At 34.1% G+C, this 18,808-nt stretch carries 18 protein-coding genes; 3 read left to right on the top strand and 15 right to left on the bottom strand.

The genetic code is table 11. The features are described from left to right. Positions 1–3,264 (bottom strand): choice-of-anchor L domain-containing protein (locus V7719_RS12270; RefSeq protein WP_335730201.1); only part of this gene is annotated, 3,264 nt, incomplete at its 3' end. Between the two features lie 353 nt (positions 3,265–3,617). Here V7719_RS12270 and V7719_RS12265 point away from each other — a divergent pair. The 3 genes from V7719_RS12265 to V7719_RS12255 all read left to right on the top strand — a co-directional run bounded on the left by V7719_RS12265 (position 3,618) and on the right by V7719_RS12255 (position 6,419). Next, positions 3,618–4,517, top strand: a complete 900-nt coding sequence (locus V7719_RS12265; protein WP_335730200.1) for a NifU family protein — start codon at positions 3,618–3,620, stop codon at positions 4,515–4,517. 319 nt (positions 4,518–4,836) lie between these two features. Next, entirely contained in the window at positions 4,837–5,520 is a 684-nt protein-coding gene (locus tag V7719_RS12260; RefSeq protein ID WP_335730199.1) for a hypothetical protein, read from the top strand. Positions 5,521–5,612: 92 nt separating this feature from the next. Continuing rightward, positions 5,613–6,419: a mechanosensitive ion channel family protein gene (locus V7719_RS12255; protein ID WP_335730198.1), complete on the top strand. Its 807-nt coding sequence runs from the start codon at positions 5,613–5,615 to the stop codon at positions 6,417–6,419. Positions 6,420–6,421: 2 nt separating this feature from the next. On the opposite strand, the gene tsaB is transcribed toward V7719_RS12255, so the two are convergent. From tsaB to V7719_RS12185, 14 genes are all read right to left on the bottom strand, one after another. Further along, positions 6,422–7,093 (bottom strand): tRNA (adenosine(37)-N6)-threonylcarbamoyltransferase complex dimerization subunit type 1 TsaB, encoded by a 672-nt coding sequence (gene tsaB / locus V7719_RS12250; RefSeq protein WP_335730197.1) that lies wholly within the window; start codon positions 7,091–7,093, stop codon positions 6,422–6,424. 6 nt (positions 7,094–7,099) lie between these two features. Next, positions 7,100–7,603, bottom strand: coding sequence for a TlpA family protein disulfide reductase (locus V7719_RS12245; protein ID WP_335730196.1), 504 nt, complete (start codon positions 7,601–7,603; stop codon positions 7,100–7,102). Next, the gene (locus V7719_RS12240; protein WP_335730195.1) at positions 7,593–8,894 is read right to left on the bottom strand and encodes an efflux RND transporter periplasmic adaptor subunit; all 1,302 of its coding nucleotides are present in this window, start codon (positions 8,892–8,894) and stop codon (positions 7,593–7,595) included. The genes V7719_RS12245 and V7719_RS12240 overlap by 11 nt, the downstream gene beginning before the upstream one ends. A 3-nt stretch (positions 8,895–8,897) precedes the next feature. Beyond that, positions 8,898–10,340 (bottom strand): TolC family protein, encoded by a 1,443-nt coding sequence (locus tag V7719_RS12235; protein ID WP_335730194.1) that lies wholly within the window; start codon positions 10,338–10,340, stop codon positions 8,898–8,900. 55 nt (positions 10,341–10,395) lie between these two features. Continuing rightward, a complete protein-coding gene (locus V7719_RS12230; RefSeq protein ID WP_335730193.1) occupies positions 10,396–11,553 on the bottom strand; it encodes an efflux RND transporter periplasmic adaptor subunit in 1,158 nt (385 codons plus the stop codon). A gap of 49 nt (positions 11,554–11,602) precedes the next feature. Beyond that, a complete protein-coding gene (locus tag V7719_RS12225; protein ID WP_335730192.1) occupies positions 11,603–12,865 on the bottom strand; it encodes an ABC transporter permease in 1,263 nt (420 codons plus the stop codon). A 1-nt stretch (position 12,866) separates the two neighbouring features. After that, positions 12,867–14,111 (bottom strand): ABC transporter permease, encoded by a 1,245-nt coding sequence (locus tag V7719_RS12220; protein ID WP_335730191.1) that lies wholly within the window; start codon positions 14,109–14,111, stop codon positions 12,867–12,869. After that, complete coding sequence (locus V7719_RS12215) at positions 14,104–14,805, bottom strand: ABC transporter ATP-binding protein (protein ID WP_335730210.1); 702 nt, start codon at positions 14,803–14,805, stop codon at positions 14,104–14,106. The genes V7719_RS12220 and V7719_RS12215 overlap by 8 nt, the downstream gene beginning before the upstream one ends. A gap of 135 nt (positions 14,806–14,940) precedes the next feature. Continuing rightward, on the bottom strand, positions 14,941–15,168 hold the full coding sequence (locus V7719_RS12210) for a hypothetical protein (protein WP_335730190.1): 228 nt from the start codon (positions 15,166–15,168) through the stop codon (positions 14,941–14,943). Positions 15,169–15,171: 3 nt separating this feature from the next. Further along, positions 15,172–15,741: a DUF420 domain-containing protein gene (locus tag V7719_RS12205; protein ID WP_335730189.1), complete on the bottom strand. Its 570-nt coding sequence runs from the start codon at positions 15,739–15,741 to the stop codon at positions 15,172–15,174. Positions 15,742–15,747: 6 nt separating this feature from the next. Further along, positions 15,748–16,503 (bottom strand): SCO family protein, encoded by a 756-nt coding sequence (locus tag V7719_RS12200; protein ID WP_335730188.1) that lies wholly within the window; start codon positions 16,501–16,503, stop codon positions 15,748–15,750. A gap of 6 nt (positions 16,504–16,509) precedes the next feature. Beyond that, positions 16,510–17,226: a hypothetical protein gene (locus V7719_RS12195; protein ID WP_335730187.1), complete on the bottom strand. Its 717-nt coding sequence runs from the start codon at positions 17,224–17,226 to the stop codon at positions 16,510–16,512. A gap of 89 nt (positions 17,227–17,315) precedes the next feature. Beyond that, complete coding sequence (locus tag V7719_RS12190) at positions 17,316–17,756, bottom strand: cytochrome C oxidase subunit IV family protein (protein ID WP_335730186.1); 441 nt, start codon at positions 17,754–17,756, stop codon at positions 17,316–17,318. Positions 17,757–17,778: 22 nt separating this feature from the next. Beyond that, the gene (locus V7719_RS12185; protein ID WP_335730185.1) at positions 17,779–18,756 is read right to left on the bottom strand and encodes a cytochrome c oxidase subunit 3; all 978 of its coding nucleotides are present in this window, start codon (positions 18,754–18,756) and stop codon (positions 17,779–17,781) included. Positions 18,757–18,808 lie beyond the last annotated feature (52 nt).

Genomic DNA, 18,808 nt, shown 5'->3' with positions numbered 1-18,808 from the left:
ATTATCGGCATCGGCCATCGTCTCATGGTAACTCACCGATAAACTTGGATCTCCACCGGTAATCTCGATGTCCTTACTCATCAAATCGAAGACCCCAAAACCATCACTGTCTGGATCGCAATACGTTAATGGTGTCGGCGTGTTCGCTATTGGCGCCTGCTCAACGATAAGCTCTAAAGTCGTCGTATCATAACAACCTGTGTTAATGTCTTGAACGCGCACAATAATAATCTGGCCATTGACCGTATTTGTGTATGGAATTGGTAATGGGTTAGCATTGCTATCTGCATCCCCTTGAGTTAAATGATAACTCACCGAATAATCCGAATTGTTACCTGTAACCTCTACATTCTTTAATGTTAAATCTATACTTGTTATGCCATCTGGTGTACCATCGTCACAAACTTCTAAAGCGGTTGGAGCAACTAATGCAGGAATTGGATTTACAATTAAATTAAAGCTACCAACATTTGTACAGTTAGATGTTGTATTAGTAATACTTACAAATATCGTTTGAGGGTTACTCGTGTTATTGTAAAGATTAAGTAAAGGATTAACACCGTCTTCAGCATCTGCTTGAGTTTCATGATATGATACAGTTACTCCAGTCTGACCAATACTAGCTTCAGCATCTCTTGTTGATAAATCAAAAATTTCGATTTCATCTCCTGGAATATTGGAATCACATAATTCATAATTAGAGATGGTTCCCACTGAAGGAATTGGATTTACCAATAAAACCAATTCGACTGTGTCATAACATCCTGAATTATCACCTTCCAATCTCACAAAAAGTGTTTGACTGTTTGGTGAAATATTACTGTAAGGACTAGCTTGAGTATTCACTCCATTATAGGCATCTGCTTGAGTTTCGTGATAGGTCACAGTCATATTAGTCTGAGCTCCTAAAATTTCGGCATCTCTCAATGTTAAATCAAACATTGCAAAACCATCATTATCACCATCACAAACTTCTAAAGTTGTTGGACTTATTGGTACCGGAATAGGACTCACTATTAAATCTAAAGTGGTTGTATTATAACATCCAGAATCTGTATTTGCCTCAACCCTAACATAAACAGTTTGATTATTTAGTAGTGTATTTGTATAAGGAATAGGTAATGGATTTGCATTGTTATCGGCATCATTCTGTGAGAAATGATAAGATACTGTAACTGTAGAAGAGTCAAGTGTACCTATAACTTCAGCATTCCTATCTGTTAAGGTAAACATTGCAATACCATCATTGTTATCGTCACACTCATTGATAGGAGTAACCGCATTGTTGATATTAAGATCTGTAAACAATAAATCAAAAGAAGTTAAATCAAAACATTCTTGGGTGTTTTCAGCAATACGAACATGTATTGTTTGAGGGTTTGATACATTTGTGTATGGGCTAGGCAATGGGTTAACATTATCTATTGCATCTTGTTCCGTTAAGTGATATGTAATTATATAATCTGCTGGATCTTGTGCACCTAAAACATCGTCATCATTATCTGTCAATGTAAAATCTCCTATTCCAGAAAAGCTACAAATCGATAAATCTGGAGGTGTATTTGCTTCTGCGTTAGACTTAAACTCTACAAATACTGAATCTGAAGCTTGACATGATCCTGAGAATACAACATCTACAGAGTAGGTTCCTTCTTCAGTAACATTTAAAATGGAACTGGTTTCTCCTATTATTTCAATTCCATCCTTATACCAAACATGGTTAGCAGTTGGTGCTTGTGTATCTAAAGCAATAGACGCTCCACCGCATTCAGCAGTTCCTGCGGCAATTGTAATATCATCACCAAGATCACCTCCTAAATTAAAACTTCCTGCTTCGATGAAAACCCCCGAATCTAAGGCTGTATCTGATGCATCTGCAATAACTAATTTTATGGTGTATGTTTCACCTGGAGTAACAGGCGATTGCGCCGTAAATACGATAGTTCTACCATCAAAACTCATTGGAGCAGAATTATTTCCTGTATATCCTCCAAAATATTCTTCATTTATAGCAACACAACCTGGGTTTAAAGGATGAATATTAGTCACTAAAATCGGCGTAGTAGTTCCTGGCAAAACAGCCAAATTCGTTGTGGTTCCAGATGAGTCTGTTAATAAAAATGCAAAAGCATCAGAAAAAGTACATTCAAAAGTTCCTCCTGTGCTACCATTATATTCTTCCGAAGCCATTAAAAAATCAAAACTAATACTATCAGCTAGTGGCACGAAATCGAACTGTATTATAGATGCGTTATTAGAGTTTATACCAACTGCAGCATCTAATTCTGCATCACCTGGCCAACCAAATCCACCATCACTTAAAGCATTGTTGTTAGGGCCTCTAGCGCTACTCGCATCACCAGAAGTTAATAATAAACCATCCGTAAAAGGAAAAATTGATCCATCATTAATGAAATAGCCTATACCATTATCGTCTCCAAAATTAGTTCCTGTTGAAAAGGTAATATTACTAACTTGAGCGCAAGGGCTATCAATTAGAACATCTAGCACTAGTTCTTCAACTGTAAAAGTAGTTTGATCAACAACAATATTTTCACCTACTACAAAAATAGGAATTATAGCAACCTCATCACAACCAACTGGATTAGCATCAGTAACCGTTAAAATCACATTATAAGCTCCAGACGCAGCATATGCATGAGAAACATTAGCTCCAGAATCTATATTAAAATCTCCAAAACTCCAATCATAAGTTGCTCCTGTTCCATCGGTTGAAAAGATAGCACTGCCTGTAAAATCGATTTGTTGTCCAACATTAACTTGTATAACACCAGCTGTATTAGCTACTGGTATAGTAGTAATTGATGGTGTAATTGTTTGACATGGTACGGCACAAATAATATCTGCTTCCCAACCTGTGGTTGTCCCAGTACCATCAGTCTCAAACTGAATAGTAATACAACCACTTGTATTTGTAGCTGATACAATTACAGTTCCCGGATTATTAGCACCATTATAAGTCCCTATTACTGGTGCTGAAGTATCATCACCATCATAAATAGTTAAAACATCTACATTGAGTTGTGTATTAAAGGTAATAAAATCTAAAATGATAAATTCACCCGCATTTTGAGGACATATTGTGGCTACTAAATTTTCATCACTTGAGTAAGGACCTCCTGGACCTCCAGAATCGTAGAACTTATCTGGTGCACATCTATCAAACGTACCATCTTGCATGTTTAAGTCTTGTGAAAAGGCATTAAAAGATATTAATACGAAAAGAATGTAGAGCTTCTTCATAGTGTTTAAAATAGTTTTAAACTTATTATTAAACTTACTCTCTTTAACAATTAGTGCATTGATAAAGACCATAACTATGAATCAACTTTTATTTACAAAACGTTAATAGTAATCTAGTTATCGTTAGAGGTTTTTATAACAAGGGCGAAATTTAGTAAAAATTAAGTAATTAGAACTTCTAATTCATTTTTAAAATAACAGTTTAACAGTTAAAAACCCTAACATCATAATTAAAAATAACACAATAAATAGTTTTTTATTTCAACGATTTCTTCATTTTAAATAGTTATCATATTCTTAAAACATACGTTTTGAATTTTTTGTTACTTATTTTTGCAAAAAGAAAAATCATCATGAATTATTCTATCTCAATAAAAGAAACTAGTAATCCAGCCATACTGAAATTTGAAACTAATAGTTTTATTACCAAACATGAGAGTTTTGAATTTAATAACATCGATGAGGCTAAGTCATCTCCTCTTGCTCAACAACTATTTTATTTGCCATTTGTGAAAAAGGTATATATCTCCAGTAATTTTGTTGCCATTGAGCGCTTTGACATTGTAGAATGGAAAGATGTTCAAGAAGAAGTTGCAAAACAAATTGAAGATTATTTAAATTCTGATGGGATTGTGGTTACTTCCTCCGAAGAAAAAAAGAAAACCCCGGTTACAGTTTATGCTGAAAGCACACCAAATCCGTCGGTTTTAAAATTTGTTGCCAATAAAAAGCTAGTTACTCGTACACATGAGTTTACTTCTATTGATGATACAAAATATGCTCCTATGGCTGCTGAACTATTTCATTTCCCATTTGTGAAAAGTGTTTTTATCGACGACAACTTTGTATCTGTAACAAAATTTGATGTTGCTGAATGGAATGATATTACAACGGAGCTCAGGGAATTCATAAGAGTCTATATCGAAAACGGTAAGGACATCATTAGTGCAAATGCTCCAAAACAAATCGAAAAAACGGAAGCATACTTGGATAGTAAATATGAAGAAAGAGATGATATTTCTAAAGAAATCATCAATATTCTTGAAGAATATATAAAACCAGCTGTTGCTAGTGATGGTGGAAATATAGAATTCCAATCTTATGATCCAAAAGAGAAAAAAGTAAAAGTAATCCTACAAGGCGCATGTAGCGGTTGCCCTTCATCTACATTTACCCTGAAAAGCGGTATTGAAAACATGCTCAAGGAAATGCTTAAGGGCAAGGTTGAGACTGTTGAAGCTATAAATGGATAATATCGATAATTATTTATACCTTTATAGTTCTTGTTTTTAATAATTTAAACAGGAAAAAAGACAGAATTAAAAGTAATTGAAGTATTATCTAAATCAGATAAAAGCTGGAAGATGCGACCAGAAAAGCATTAAAAGAAGCGTCGTAAACAGTAAAGAATATTCGATCTGTATATGTATAGGATCAAAGTGCTATTGTTAAGACAACGATGTCACAGAGTTTAGAGTGCATTTAAAATTAACTTTTGAAATAAGATAGACAACCAAATTATTATAAAATTTGGCATGTTTATTGGTCTATACGAATCAAAAAACATTAATTATGATGAAATCAATTTTTTTGGCGGCAATGGTAACACTATTGTCATTTAACACTTTTGCTCAAGATGCTGCAAGGCAAAATTTAACTTCTCCCGGAATGATTTATTCATTCGATTTGAATGACAACACAATAAAAGGGACCCCTTATATTGTTAATGAGTTTATGCCTGGGAAAATTTCTATCGATAAAGAAAGTAAAATATACAGCTTAAGATATAATGCCTTTAATGATGTTATTGAAGTACAAAAAAGCAATGGTGATCTTAATGCACTTAACATAAATTTGACTGATGTTACAGTGACTTTCACCAAAGACAACAAATCATATAGTGCATATAACTACATAGATCCTGTTACTAATAATAGTATGAAAGGCTACTTCGTTGTTGTTTCTGATGAAGCAAAACCTCTATTGGTTAAAGAAAGAATTATTTTCACTGAAAAACAACAGGCAAAAAACAGCTATGGTAAAACTAAACCAGCCCAATATAAACGTAAAGGCGATTTATATTTTTCATTGAACGATAATGGCGTTGCTATTGTGTTGTCAAGTAATAAAAAAGATTTGGCTAAAGCATTTCCAAAGCATTCAAAAGACATCTTAAGCTTTATAAAAGCTAACAAAATAAAAACGTCCAAACAGGCAGATTTAGTTAAGTTACTTAATTACATCAGCACGCTATAAGTAACTATTTTAAGAATAAAAAACCCGAACGATTTTTTAATTAATCGTTCGGGTTTTTTCATTAATATTATACCTTAAATAAAAACTACACAATGGAGTTACAAAAATGGATTGACAAAGGTTATGACCTTATGATTGATTTTGGACCGAAAGTCATAGCAGCAGTTGCTATCTGGATTATTGGCTCATGGGTTATTAAATCGCTCGTTAAAGGAATGAGAAAGGCTATGGATAAGAGAGATCATGACCCAAGTCTTAAAAAATTCTTATTGAACCTTTTAGGTTGGATATTAAAGATTGTATTAATTGTAGTTGTATTAGGAACAGTTGGTATAGAAACCACATCCTTCGCAGCATTATTAGCGGCAGCTGGCTTGGCTGTTGGTTTAGCATTACAAGGATCATTAGCTAATTTTGCTGGAGGTGTTTTATTAATGATTTTTAAACCAATAAAAATCGGAGACCTTATTGAAGCTCAAGGTGAAATTGGTGTTGTCAAAGAAATTGAAATTTTCACAACCAAACTTACCGGACTTTCCAACAGGGAAATCATTATTCCAAATGCTGCCCTTTCTAATGGAAACATCATTAATTATACGACTGAGGGAACTCGAAGAGTAGATTTGGTATTTGGTGTTGGGTACGATTCTGATATCAAGCAAGCAAAAGAAGTGTTTAGTCAAGTTTTGGCTTCAAACCCAAAAGTATTGAAAGACCCAGCTCCAACTATTGCGGTTTCTGAATTGGCTGATAGCTCTATTAATTTTGTAGTAAGACCTTGGTGCAATGCAGAAGACTATTGGGATGTTTACTTTAGTGTGACCGAACAAACAAAAGAAGCACTAGACGCTGCTGGTATAGAAATTCCTTATCCACATGCAGTCGAAATTCGGAAGTAAGCTTAAGACTTCGGTTTTAAAGCAATAAAATCTTTTAAATAAAAAGGCTCAAAATAGGCGACATCTTCGGTGTCGCTTTTTTTATACTTATCATATGCCAAAATACTCATTTCATTAGCTGATGGTAGTTTATTATCGATAAAAATAGCATTAGCATGTTTGATAAGTTGTTTTGTCTTTTCAACACCATTCCCAATAAAGTATACTTTTCCTTTGCTTAAATAAACTTCAAAAGATTGTTCATTTAAGATTTGAGCTTCAATTTCCCTATGTAAGTTATAACTACTATCGTAAATAGCCGAGTAGACTTCCAAACGTCTTGCGTCAAGCATAGATACAATCACACCATCTTCAATCTTTAATTGATGAGCTAGTGCTTCAAGTGTAGACACAGAAATTAAAGGAATATTTAGAGCGTAACTTAAGCCTTTAGCTGCAGAAACACCAATACGTAAACCAGTATAAGAGCCCGGGCCTTTACTTACTGCAATGGCATCTATTTGGGTTTTATCTATACTTGCAGTTTTCAAAACTTCATCAATAAAGACATGCAAAGATTCGGCGTGAGAATAGTTGGCACTATTATCTTCTTTTAAGACCAAAGTCTCTCCTTGTTTAGAAAGAGAGACTGAGCAATTTGTTGTAGATGTTTCTATATTTAATATTATAGCCATAGTTGTCTATTGATCATACTTATCAATAATATCTTTAATCACTTCCGAAGTTAATTCGTGATCTGTTAAAGCAGGAAAACCTTCCCAACGGACAACGCCTTTAGGATCAATAAGTACGACATGAGGTATCCCTTGAATACTATAGGCTGTATTTAAAGAAGAATTAGCATCCAAGGCACTAAAATATTCCATTACTGGAGTTTTCATACTTTTTACTTTCTCTTCGGTTTCTTCACTAATACCTATTACAATTATATCATTTTTAAACTCTGTGCTAAAGGCATTCATATGAGGAATAACATTTTTACATGGTTTACACCAAGTTGCCCAAAAATCTAAAAGCACAAATTTCCCTTTGGTATCGGGTTGATCGGTAATCCATTTTATTGAATCTATACTAGGTGCTTTTTGGTTAAGATATGACTTTGCCCACATTTGCTTTTTCTGCGCAAATCCTAAACCACAAACCAAAAATGTAAGCGCAAGTATTAAAGTAAATTTAATCTTCATCGACTGACTCCTCTTTAGTCTTCTTTTTTACTTTCTTTTCAATTTTATCACCAGACTTCAATGTTTTAGAAACAATGTTGTAAGGTCCTGTAATGATTTCATCACCATCATTTAGTCCAGAAATAATTTCAATATTTGTATCATCTTGAATTCCTGTTTTTACTACTCTTAATTTTGCTACACCATTGTCATTAACAAAAACACATTCAAATTTTTCTTCATTCTCTGGTTTAATTTCTTCAGTATCTCGGTTCTTGTAATCTTTCTTAACTGAAGAGGTATCCGTTTTAATTACGATAGCGCTAATTGGTACAGCCACAGATTTTATTCTTCTATCGGTAATCACATCAACAGTAGCAGTCATACCTGGTCTAAAAGGTGAAAAACTTTCTGGTTTACCTTCCATAATATCTTGATACGATTCTTCTAAGATTCTAACCTTAACTTTAAAGTTAGTTACTTGATCTGCTGTTAAAGCACCAGCTGCAGAGTTTGCTATTTCTGTTACAATACCTTTAAATTCCTTTTTTAAGTAAGCATCTACTTCAACAATTGTAGAATCACCAATTTGTACTTTTACAATATCATTTTCATTGACGTCAACCTCAACTTCCATATTATTAAGGTTCGCTACTCTTAAAATTTCGGTACCAGCCATTTGTTGTGTTCCAACTACACGCTCCCCTAATTCTATATTAAGCAACGAGATTGTTCCACTCATTGGCGCATAAATGGTTGTTCTACTCAAATTATCTTTAGCCTCATTAACAGTTGCAGCTGCACTTCGCACACTATAGTATGCTGAGCTTCGTGCCGCTTGAGCAGTCTCGTAAGCAGCGACTGATCTATCCCAATCTGCTTTTGAAATAACACCTCTTTCAAATAATGCTTTATTTCTATCATAATTTGATTTAGCTTCTCTTAGCGATGCTTCAGCTTGGTCTAATCCTGATCTTACGTTTTGATAAGATGCTTCTGATCTACTCACGGCAGATTGTATTAAATCTGGATTAACCTTAACCAAAAGATCTCCTTTTTTTACTTGTTGACCCTCTTTAAATGGCAACTCTATAATTTCTCCAGAGACTTCACTTGAAATTTTCACCTCTACTTCTGGCTGTATTTTTCCAGTTGCAGAAACAGTTTCAACGATGTCTACCAAAGCTACTTTTTTGGCATCAACTTCCTTGAAATTACCTTTTTTACCAAACAGACCCATTTTAGATCCTGCAATTAATGCTATTAGCAACAAGATGATAACAGCTATAATAATTTTTGTTCTTTTAGTCATGGTTTAAAACTTTAATTCTGTTGCAGGAATTCCGAAGTATAGCTCTAGAACCTTCAACTTAAATATGTAATCGTATTTTGCTTGATTGACTTGAATTTTAGCATTGTCATGTCTCAATTTAGATTGACTAAAATCGAATGCATTTGTTAATCCAACATCATAACGCTCTTTAGCATATTCATAAGCCAATTGTTGAGATTCTAAAGATGATAGTGCAGCTTCGTAAGACTTAAACGAACCTTTTGCATCAACATAAGCTTGATATACCGTGGATTCTAAATCCAATTCAGCTTGCTCCAACTGGAATTTACTACGCATTAAATTGACTTTACTACGTTTAATATTTCCCTTAGTTGCAAATCCATTAAAAATAGGAATGTTTAAATTGAGTCCATATCCAATACCATCGTTTTGAGACAACTGATCTATAAATGAATCTGCTCCAACTTCTTGAACTATTGTATTTGGAAATTGAGAAACAACCGATTGACCAGTTCCCTCAACAACACCAATTTGTTGAGTAACTGTTGGGTTATTAGGATCAATTATTTGTGTAAAAGATGTTGTATTTGTATATCGTGTATTATATCCAAAAAAAGCTGAAAGCGTTGGAAGGTTTGCTCCTTTAGCGATTTGAAAATCTTTTTCGGCTATGGATACATTTTGCTCAGCTATTTTTATTTCTGATCGTGTTTCTTTTGATTTTGCTAAAATTTCAGATATATCTTTATCTGCAATACTAGAATCAACAATATCGTATCCTTCATCTTCAATATCAAAATTCTCATAATCCTTAATTAGTAATAACTGTGCTAAACTTATAAGAGAAATAGTGATATTATTTTCGGCATTGATAATCGATTGCTTTTCACTTGCGTCAGTCGCATGTATTTCTAGCAAATCACCTCTTGGTATTGAACCCGCTTCCACCAATTGTTCGGTTCTTTCAATCTGTTCTAGAGTGACTTCATTTTGAGATTTCAAAACTTTTAAGTTGGCTTTATTCAAAATCACTTGAAGATAACCATTGGCTACAAAAAGAGAAATATCGTCTTTCATTTTATCCAAACGATATTGACTTGCCAGTATTGAAATTTTAGCACGTTGTAGCGTTCTAACGTTTCTTAATCCATCAAATAAGGTATATCCAACATTAATGTTTCCACTAGCCGATAAAAAAGTAGTGGTTTGTGCATTATTTGTAACTGGGTTAAAACTAAGTCCGGTGTTTTCAGAAACTCCAGTACCAGCATTTAGACTAGGCATAAAGTTACCCATAGCGGTAAGTCTATCAATATCTGCAACTTCTATATCCAGTTCACTTTGCTTAACTGATATATTATTCTCTAATGCGTATTCGACACATTCAATAAGTGTCCATTTCTTGCTTTGAGCTTGAAAACTCATCGTTATTAAAACGATAAATATGCTAACTATTTTTTTCATAATTATCTATAGGTCTCTTTAAATATTAAAGTGTTACAGTTAAATGTTAAAATTATTATTGATTGAATTTTTGGACGCTTTGTAACTGGTTCCAAACCTTAATCTTAGTGTCTTTGGTTATGCCGTTTTTAACTTCAACAAAAATACCATCACTTATTCCTAATTCTAGGTCTCTTCTCTCAAATTGTTGATCACCAACTTCAATTTCAACAAACGGCTTTTTGGTTTCATCATCATATTGCACTAATGCTTCTTTAATGGCTAAAACGTTTTCAGCTTTATCCAAGATAATGGACGCATTTGCGCTTAATCCTGCTCTAATAAATGTAGAATCAACACTCTTTAAAGAGCCTTTAATTTCAAATTGAATGGCGCCATTCTCTGCAACACCTTTTGGAGCAATATAATCTAGAATAGCATCAAATTTTTGATCCTCAATAGCTCCAACAGTGATTTCAAGTGGTAAGCCTTCTTTGATTTTCCCTACTTCACTCTCATCAACTTTACCTTCAAAAATCATTTGTTTCACATCAGCTAAAGAGGCAATTGAAGTCCCTTCATTAAAGTTATTGGCTTCAATAACTTGGTTACCTGCTTTCACAGGAATATCCAATACCATTCCAGAAACTGTAGCTCTAACTTGGGTTTGTGCAACATTACCTACACCTGAAGTTGTCCCCGTTTTTATAATATCATAATTTTGACGCGATTGTGTAACATCTATTCTTGCTTGCTCTACACGCTGTTTTGCCTGTAAAAAAGTATTATTGACTTGGTCAAACTCATTAGCTGCTACCACACCTTTATCAAATAAATCTTTTTGACGATCATAAACTGTTTTCTGAGTTTTATAATTAATTTCGGCCGTTTGTAATGCATTTCTATTAGACGCAATATTGTTTTTAGCACTCGTTAAATTAGATACATTTGGAATGACTCTAATTTGCGCAATCAAATCGCCTTGCTTTACATATTCACCTGCTTCAATAAACACCTCTTCGATAACACCAGAAATGTTTGATTTAATTAAAACTTCTTCTTTTGGAACAATGCTACCTGTAGCCATAGTTTTTATGACAATGGTTTGCTGAGATGCCTTTTCTGTAGTATAGGTAACAGGATTTTCTTGATTTTTTCCCCACAAATAAATTAAGGCCGCGGCAAAGGCGGTTACGATAACTATTAGTGTAATGACTGTTGTTGTGCGTTTCATTGCTGGTTCTCTTAGTATTTAATTATTTGTTTATTTAGGTCTGTTTGCATTATTCTATTCTAAGTGCATCTACTGGTTTCATTTTTGTAGCGTTATTAGCTGGAATTAAACCTGCCAATAGTCCTGAAACAGTCAATATTGTTAAGGCAATAAAAATAACTTGCATGCCAACACTGGGGTTTATGAAATTCTGGACAGGTCCATTTTTCGATATGGCATAGTTCATTACCCAAATGACAGCTCCCGAAAATGCGACTCCAGTCATTCCTGAAATAATCGTTAGAATTAAACTTTCTTGCAGAATCTGTGTTTTAATAGTCCATGGTGATGCTCCAAGAGCACGCCTTACACCAATCTCTTTGGTACGTTCTTTTACAGAAATGAGCATAATATTACTGATCCCAATAATTCCAGATAATAAAATAAGTGCTCCTACAAAATAACCGACCACGGATAGGATGCTAAAAAGGCCTGACATCTTTTTAAATTCTAAAGACTGATCACGATGTCCTAAAGCACGTTTATCATTGGGGTGGACGTTATGTCTCACTCTAAGAAAACTAAAGATGGCTTCTTTAAGCTCGGTTATGTCATAGGCATCGTAGGCAGTTATAACCATATAATAAATACGGTCTCCTTGATTAAACGCTTGGTTAAAAGTCGTAAACGGAATAATTATAGCATTAGCCTCCTCCTCAGCATCTCCCTGACTATTAGGCTTTTTAAAGGTACCAACAACCATAAAATTAACACCATTTATTTCAATATAGGAGCCAATGACCGTTTCATCCTTATCGTATAAACCTGCAATCACATCGACACCAATAACGCAGACCTTTCGCTTAGCCTCTATATCAGAATAGCTCACAAAGCGACCTTCAAGAATATCCATCGGTTCTTGATTGATATAATTTGGATAATCGCCAAAAATTCCAAAGGCACCAATTTTAGTTCCTCTTATTACATTATTCCCTCCACCACGATAGCCACCAATCTTATTTCTTGGTGAGGCATATTTTATTTCAGGAAATTGGGTTTTCAGGGCTTCAATATCATCTAACTTCAAGCTAAAACGTCTGCGCCTAGGCAAACCTTTATATGCTATTGAAGTGCCTTGCGACCATGTAAGAATAGAATTCGTGGCAAAATTATTAAACTCAACCGTTGCGCCATTCTTTAGACCATTGGTTAAAGCGAGTAGTAAAACCAATATGGTAATACCCCAAAACACACCGAAAGCTGTTAATAAGGTTCTAAACTTATTAGCAGTTAAACTTTCTAATATCTCGTTCCAACGGTCTTTACTAAACATATTATTCGTCTCTTAGTGCTACAATAGGTTTTATTTTTGCAGCGCGATATGCAGGAATAAATCCTGCTAAAGTGCCTGCAGCCACCAATATAAACACGGTGATAAGTGCTGTATTGAAATCTACTTGTGGGTACTTAATAAAATCATTTTCAATTGTTGGCCCTAAAATCTCTAATAACCCAAGGCCTATTATTAGCCCGAATAAGCCAGAGAACATGGTTACAAAAATAGATTCTTGTAAAATCATACCAATAATAGAAAGCGGTTCTGCTCCTAATGCCTTTCTTATACCAATCTCCTTGGTGCGTTCTTTTACGATAATAATCATAATATTACCCACACTTACAATGCCGGCTATGATAGTGCCAATACCTACAAACCAAAAAACAGCCTTTATAATATCGCTGAGTGAGTATATTTTTTGTGCTTTTTCTAGGGTATTTTCAACACGAATAGCAGCCCTATCATTTGGTGCAATAATGTGTTTTGTTCTGATGTCATTCTCAATACTTAAGACTAAATTTTGTGAAAGCGCCACAGCCTCATCAAAATTATCAGACATCGCTACTGTAAAAGACATATCTCTTAGGTTATTACCCCCTTTAAATGCAATTTGAGCTGACGTTAACGGAATAAAGACCTGACTTTCTTCGCGTTCTCCACCTGGATCCGAAAACACACCAATCACTTTAAAATTGATATCAGAAATTGAAACTATCTCGCCTATTGGGCTTTTACCCTTAAATAATTCTGTTTTTGTTTTATTGCTAACGACAATGACTTTTCGCGCTTCATTAATATCTCCTTGATTTAAAAAACGTCCTTCAGTTATGTTGGCATTTGCAATAAATTGGTAGTCTGGATCCACACCTCTAACATAAAAATTTCCGAATTCTTTTTTATAAACTAATTGTGCTCCCCAATTAGAATAACCACCAGATTTGTATTCTAAATAATCGGCGTAGGTATTGGAAATATTATCGAAATCCTCATTTTTTAATTGGATGCGCCTGTTAGGGTTAAGACCTTTGTATTGTTTTGTAGTGCGGCCTGCTCTCACACTTATCTTATTGGTTGCATTACCAGCAAATTGTTCTTTAACTCCGTTTTGAACACCTGTACTAAATCCAAGAAGAACTATAAAGATAAAAATACCAGAAGCCACAGAAATCCCAGTCAAAATGGTTCTCATTTTATTTTTACTCAACGTATCAAATATTTCTTGCCAACGCTCTATATTAAACATGAATTTTTGCTCTAATTTGTTCTACTGGACTATCATCGATAATTATACCATCCTTTAAATTTACAATGCGTTTTGTCATCTGTGCAATGTCTGGTTCATGTGTAACAATAAGAATTGTTTTACCTTCGTCATTTATCCCTTGTATTAAATCCATTACCTCATGTGAGGTTACAGAATCTAAGGCTCCCGTTGGTTCATCAGCCAATAATACTTTAGGCTCACTGGCAAGCGCTCTAGCAATTGCTACACGTTGTTTTTGACCACCGGATAATTCATTTGGCAAATGATGAGACCATTCAGCTAATCCTACTTTTTCTAAATAATGGGCTGCCTTTTCAATGCGCTCTTTACGGGCCATCCCCTGATAATACAAGGGCAAGGCCACATTATCTAAAGCCGATTTATAATTAATTAAATTAAAGGATTGAAAAATGAAGCCTAGAAATCTATTTCTATAACGCGCTGCTACCTTTTCATTAAGATTCTTAATCGGAACACCGTCTAACATGTAGCTTCCTTGATCTGCTTCATCTAACATCCCCAAAATATTTAGTAAAGTAGACTTACCAGATCCTGAAGACCCCATTATGGATACAAGTTCTCCTTCTTTTACATCAAAGTTGATACCTTTTAAAACGTGAAGCGAATTGCTTCCCATTTGATAAGATTTATGTAAATCTTTAATTTGAATCATAGTATGGATGGTTAACTCCACAAAATTAAGTAAATCCCGAACGGGTTTATGCTAAGTATTTGTTAAGAATTACATGTTTGATTAATATGTATAAGACGACTATACACCAAAGTTGTTACATCAAAATCATGTGTTTTATTGGGTGTCTTTTTTAATTCGGAAAAAGTTCCAATAGATTAAAAACCCAACTCCAGCGATTAGGATGTAAGGAACGGCCATTAAGTACATAATCCCATCGTTAACGCCTTCGGCAGTAGATTGCCCTTCTTCACTTTCTAAAACAGCTCTACACATAGCACATTGCGCATTTGCCTGAAGTGCAAAAAGAAAAGCAAATAGTGAAATGGCAATCTTACGTTTCATATATTAAACATAATATGGAGATATCATAATATATACAATTACACCTGTAACGGCTACATATAACCAAATAGGAAAAGTGATTCTTGCAATCTTTTTATGACGTTCAAAGTTATTCGTAATTGCTCTTACATAAGTGATGAGCACAAAAGGAATTACTACTATTGAAAGTAAAATATGTGTCAATAAGATAAAGTAGTACACATATTTAATCGCACCTTCACCACCAAAATTTGTTGATTCACTGGTCATGTGATAAGCCACATACATCGCTAAAAAAGCAACAGATAATGTAATAGCAAATTTCATCAAATTCTCATGAAGTTTACGCTTTCGATTTCTAATTGCCCAAAAAGCGAAAGCCAATACTAACGCTGTAATCGCATTGACAGTTGCGTAAATTGGAGGCAAAAAGGATAAAGGTTCAATGTCGATTCCAAAATCTTGAAGCTTTATTCTCGATAGAATCGCAACGACTACAGGAATGACAATTGCCAAAAGCACAATCCATTTATTATATTTCTTTTCTTCTGCCTTGTCGGCAGACTGGTCGGAAGGATTCTTAATAGTACTCATTCTAACTTAATCTTCTTTTAATAGTTTTGCAATATCTTCTTTTAGCAAGCTAATTTCTTCGGTTTCTCCATCTTCATCTTCTTTTTCTTCTTCACTGATGATACCTTTATAGAAAATTTTAGGGTTTCCGAAATCATCTTTTCTTGAACGCATAAATCCGTTTTTGTCAATAAGTGCAAAATTCCCAGAATGCTCAAAACCACCTTCTACATTTGGGTTTTCCCCTGCATATATATTAAAACCAACGTTTGCTAAGGCATAAACTACCTCTTTATCCCCTGTCATTAAGTGCCAGTTTGGATTATTAATACCATACTTTTCGGCATAAGTTTTTAAGATTTCTTGAGTATCATAATCTGGATTTATGGTAAACGATGCAACTCCAAAATCCTCAAAATCTGAGAACGTATTTTGTATCTGCACCAAGTTTCTATTCATTCTTGGGCAAATTGATGGGCAGGTAGTAAAGAAAAACTCTACCACATATACTTTACCTTCAAAATCTTTATTGGTTATGGTTTTCCCATTTTGATTTACAAATGAAAACGGAGGAACTTTTTTAGGCTCACCATTAATTTCCAAGAACATCAAATCAGACACATAACCTTCAGCATTAATAGATACGTTTTTACTTCTGCTTTCAGTTCTTGTGACATCACCTCCTTTTATTCTATTTATAATTTTTGGAATAAAAATAATTCCAAATACCAAAAGAATAAAAGCGATCCCTATGTAGGAGTAATTTGTTTTTTTAGTGCTCATAATAATTTATTTATCGTTAGCATTTAGGTCTTCAGCACGTCGAGTTGTTGAATCAAAATTCCCTTTACGTTTTTGACGATACTCAGTGAATAAAATCCTGAGATCATCACTCATTTTATTTTTTACTTCGGCAACTTCGATACAATCGTAAGAATACAATGTATAAATTGCTTCTTTCCGTTCTTTCTCTTTATCTTCTCTGTCATCTAGTCGACCACGCTGTTTCACATCTTTATCAACAATAAACACATGATCTGTAAACAAGTTAGCATCTAGGGATTCTTCGGTTTTTAAGCTATTGAAGAGTGTTTTAATATCATTAGGTTCTCCAAAAACATAATGCCAAAAGCGCATATCATCATAATTATTGATTTCCTTTTGAAGCTGCTCTGCTTTACTTTCGGATCCTTTAGGTAATACAATAACAATCTGAAATTTTTTAAAGCCTTTAAATTTATCATACACCAGCTCTTTTAGATTTGAAGCCTCTATAGCGTGGTTAATTGGCTCATTCCCGAGGAAACCCAATATGGTGATGTGTTCTTCAAGTTGGATGTCTTCTTCAGAATTTGATGAAAACAATTGCAAATCGACAACCTTATCATCTACAATATCTAACGGATTATAATTATGCGTAGAGGGATATAAAAACAAAAGAAAGATAACAGGCAGGAAAAACAAAACACCTAAAATTAATTTGGTTTTTAATGGCCTCTTTTTCATAGTAAAATATCTTTTCTTTCGTTCTACAAAAATAAAAAAGACGGTTTAAAAAACCGTCTTTTCATATACTTTATATCTATGGTTCTATGTTAAAAATCTCTTTTAACATATCCGTTAGTGTAAACGCTTTCAATATATCCACCTTCTTGTAATAAAATGAAAATAAGGTAGCAAATTAAGAATACAGCAGTCCAAACTACCATACGCTGTAAGGCTTTCGTTTCATCTCTCATGTGCATGAAATCCCAAGTGATATAATAGGCCTTAACAATCGTTAATACAATGAAGATTAAATTTAAACTCTTCATATAAATGATTGGAGAAAATAAGATATTACCCAATGTTGCCAACAAACCTCCTTCAAAAGGCGTCATTAATGATCCCAGTAAAGCATGTGGTTTGTATATCCCGAGAATAACTTCTATTCCGGTAACAATAGTTAAGAAAACTAATACACCCCAAATTTTTTGAGTGTTAGATTTAAATTTAACCGTACCTCTAAATATTTCTAATTTATGTTCGTGTGCCATGTTATGTTCTATTATATAAAATTTAAACTAGGTAGAAGAATGTAAATACGAATACCCAAACTAAATCGACAAAGTGCCAGTATAAACCAACTTTCTCCACCATTTCGTAACTCCCTCTTCGCTCATAGGTTCCTAAGATAACGTTGAAGAAAATAATGACATTAATTACTACTCCAGAAAACACGTGAAAACCGTGAAACCCTGTAATAAAGAAAAAGAAATCGGCAAATAGCGACGTGCCATATTCATTGACGTGAAGGTTTGCACCTTCAACAACCAATTTGCCATTATTTTTAATTTGCTTTAAAGATTCTTCTCTGGTTAAAACCGTTTTTTCACCTTCTTCATTAATGATTTGAGTTCTCACTAATACGTTTGAATGTGATTCTAATCCTTCATAAACTTCGTCTACTGTGTAAGATGGCAATGTGCCTTCTTCAACAAACCACAAACCGTCTTTACGACCATGCTCTGCTCTTTCCTTTTCTTCAGCTACAACAAAATCTCTTAAGGCTACTCTGTGTCCATCAGTATCGACAAACTGAAGAATATTTCCACCTTTAGTTTGAACTGCTCCATAATCTCCTTTGATAAATGTTCCCCATTCCCAAGCTTGAGAACCAACGAATATCAAACCACCAATGATGGTTAAGAACATGTATATGGTTACTTTGGATTTCTTCATATGATGACCAGCATCAACGGCTAACACCATTGTTACTGACGACATAATTAAAACGAATGTCATAAAAGCCACATAAATCATTGGATAATTTCCATGAAAAAATGGAACGTGTGTAAACACCTCATCCGCTATTGGCCAGGAGTCAATAAACTTAAATCTCGAAAATCCGTAAGCTGCTAAAAATCCAGAAAACGTCAAGGCATCAGACACGATAAAGAACCACATCATCATTTTACCGTAACTTGATTTTAGTGGTTGATTTCCTCCACCCCAAGGTTTGCCTTCTGTTCCAGTATTTGCTACTGTAGTATCCATATAAAGCATTTAGTTGTTAAAAGTTGCACAAAAATAATCATTTTATCTATCT

This window comes from Psychroserpens sp., assembly GCF_036960315.1.
In the GTDB taxonomy this organism is placed as follows: Bacteria; Bacteroidota; Bacteroidia; order Flavobacteriales; family Flavobacteriaceae; genus Psychroserpens.
This window is presented reverse-complemented; position numbering and strand designations above follow the sequence as displayed.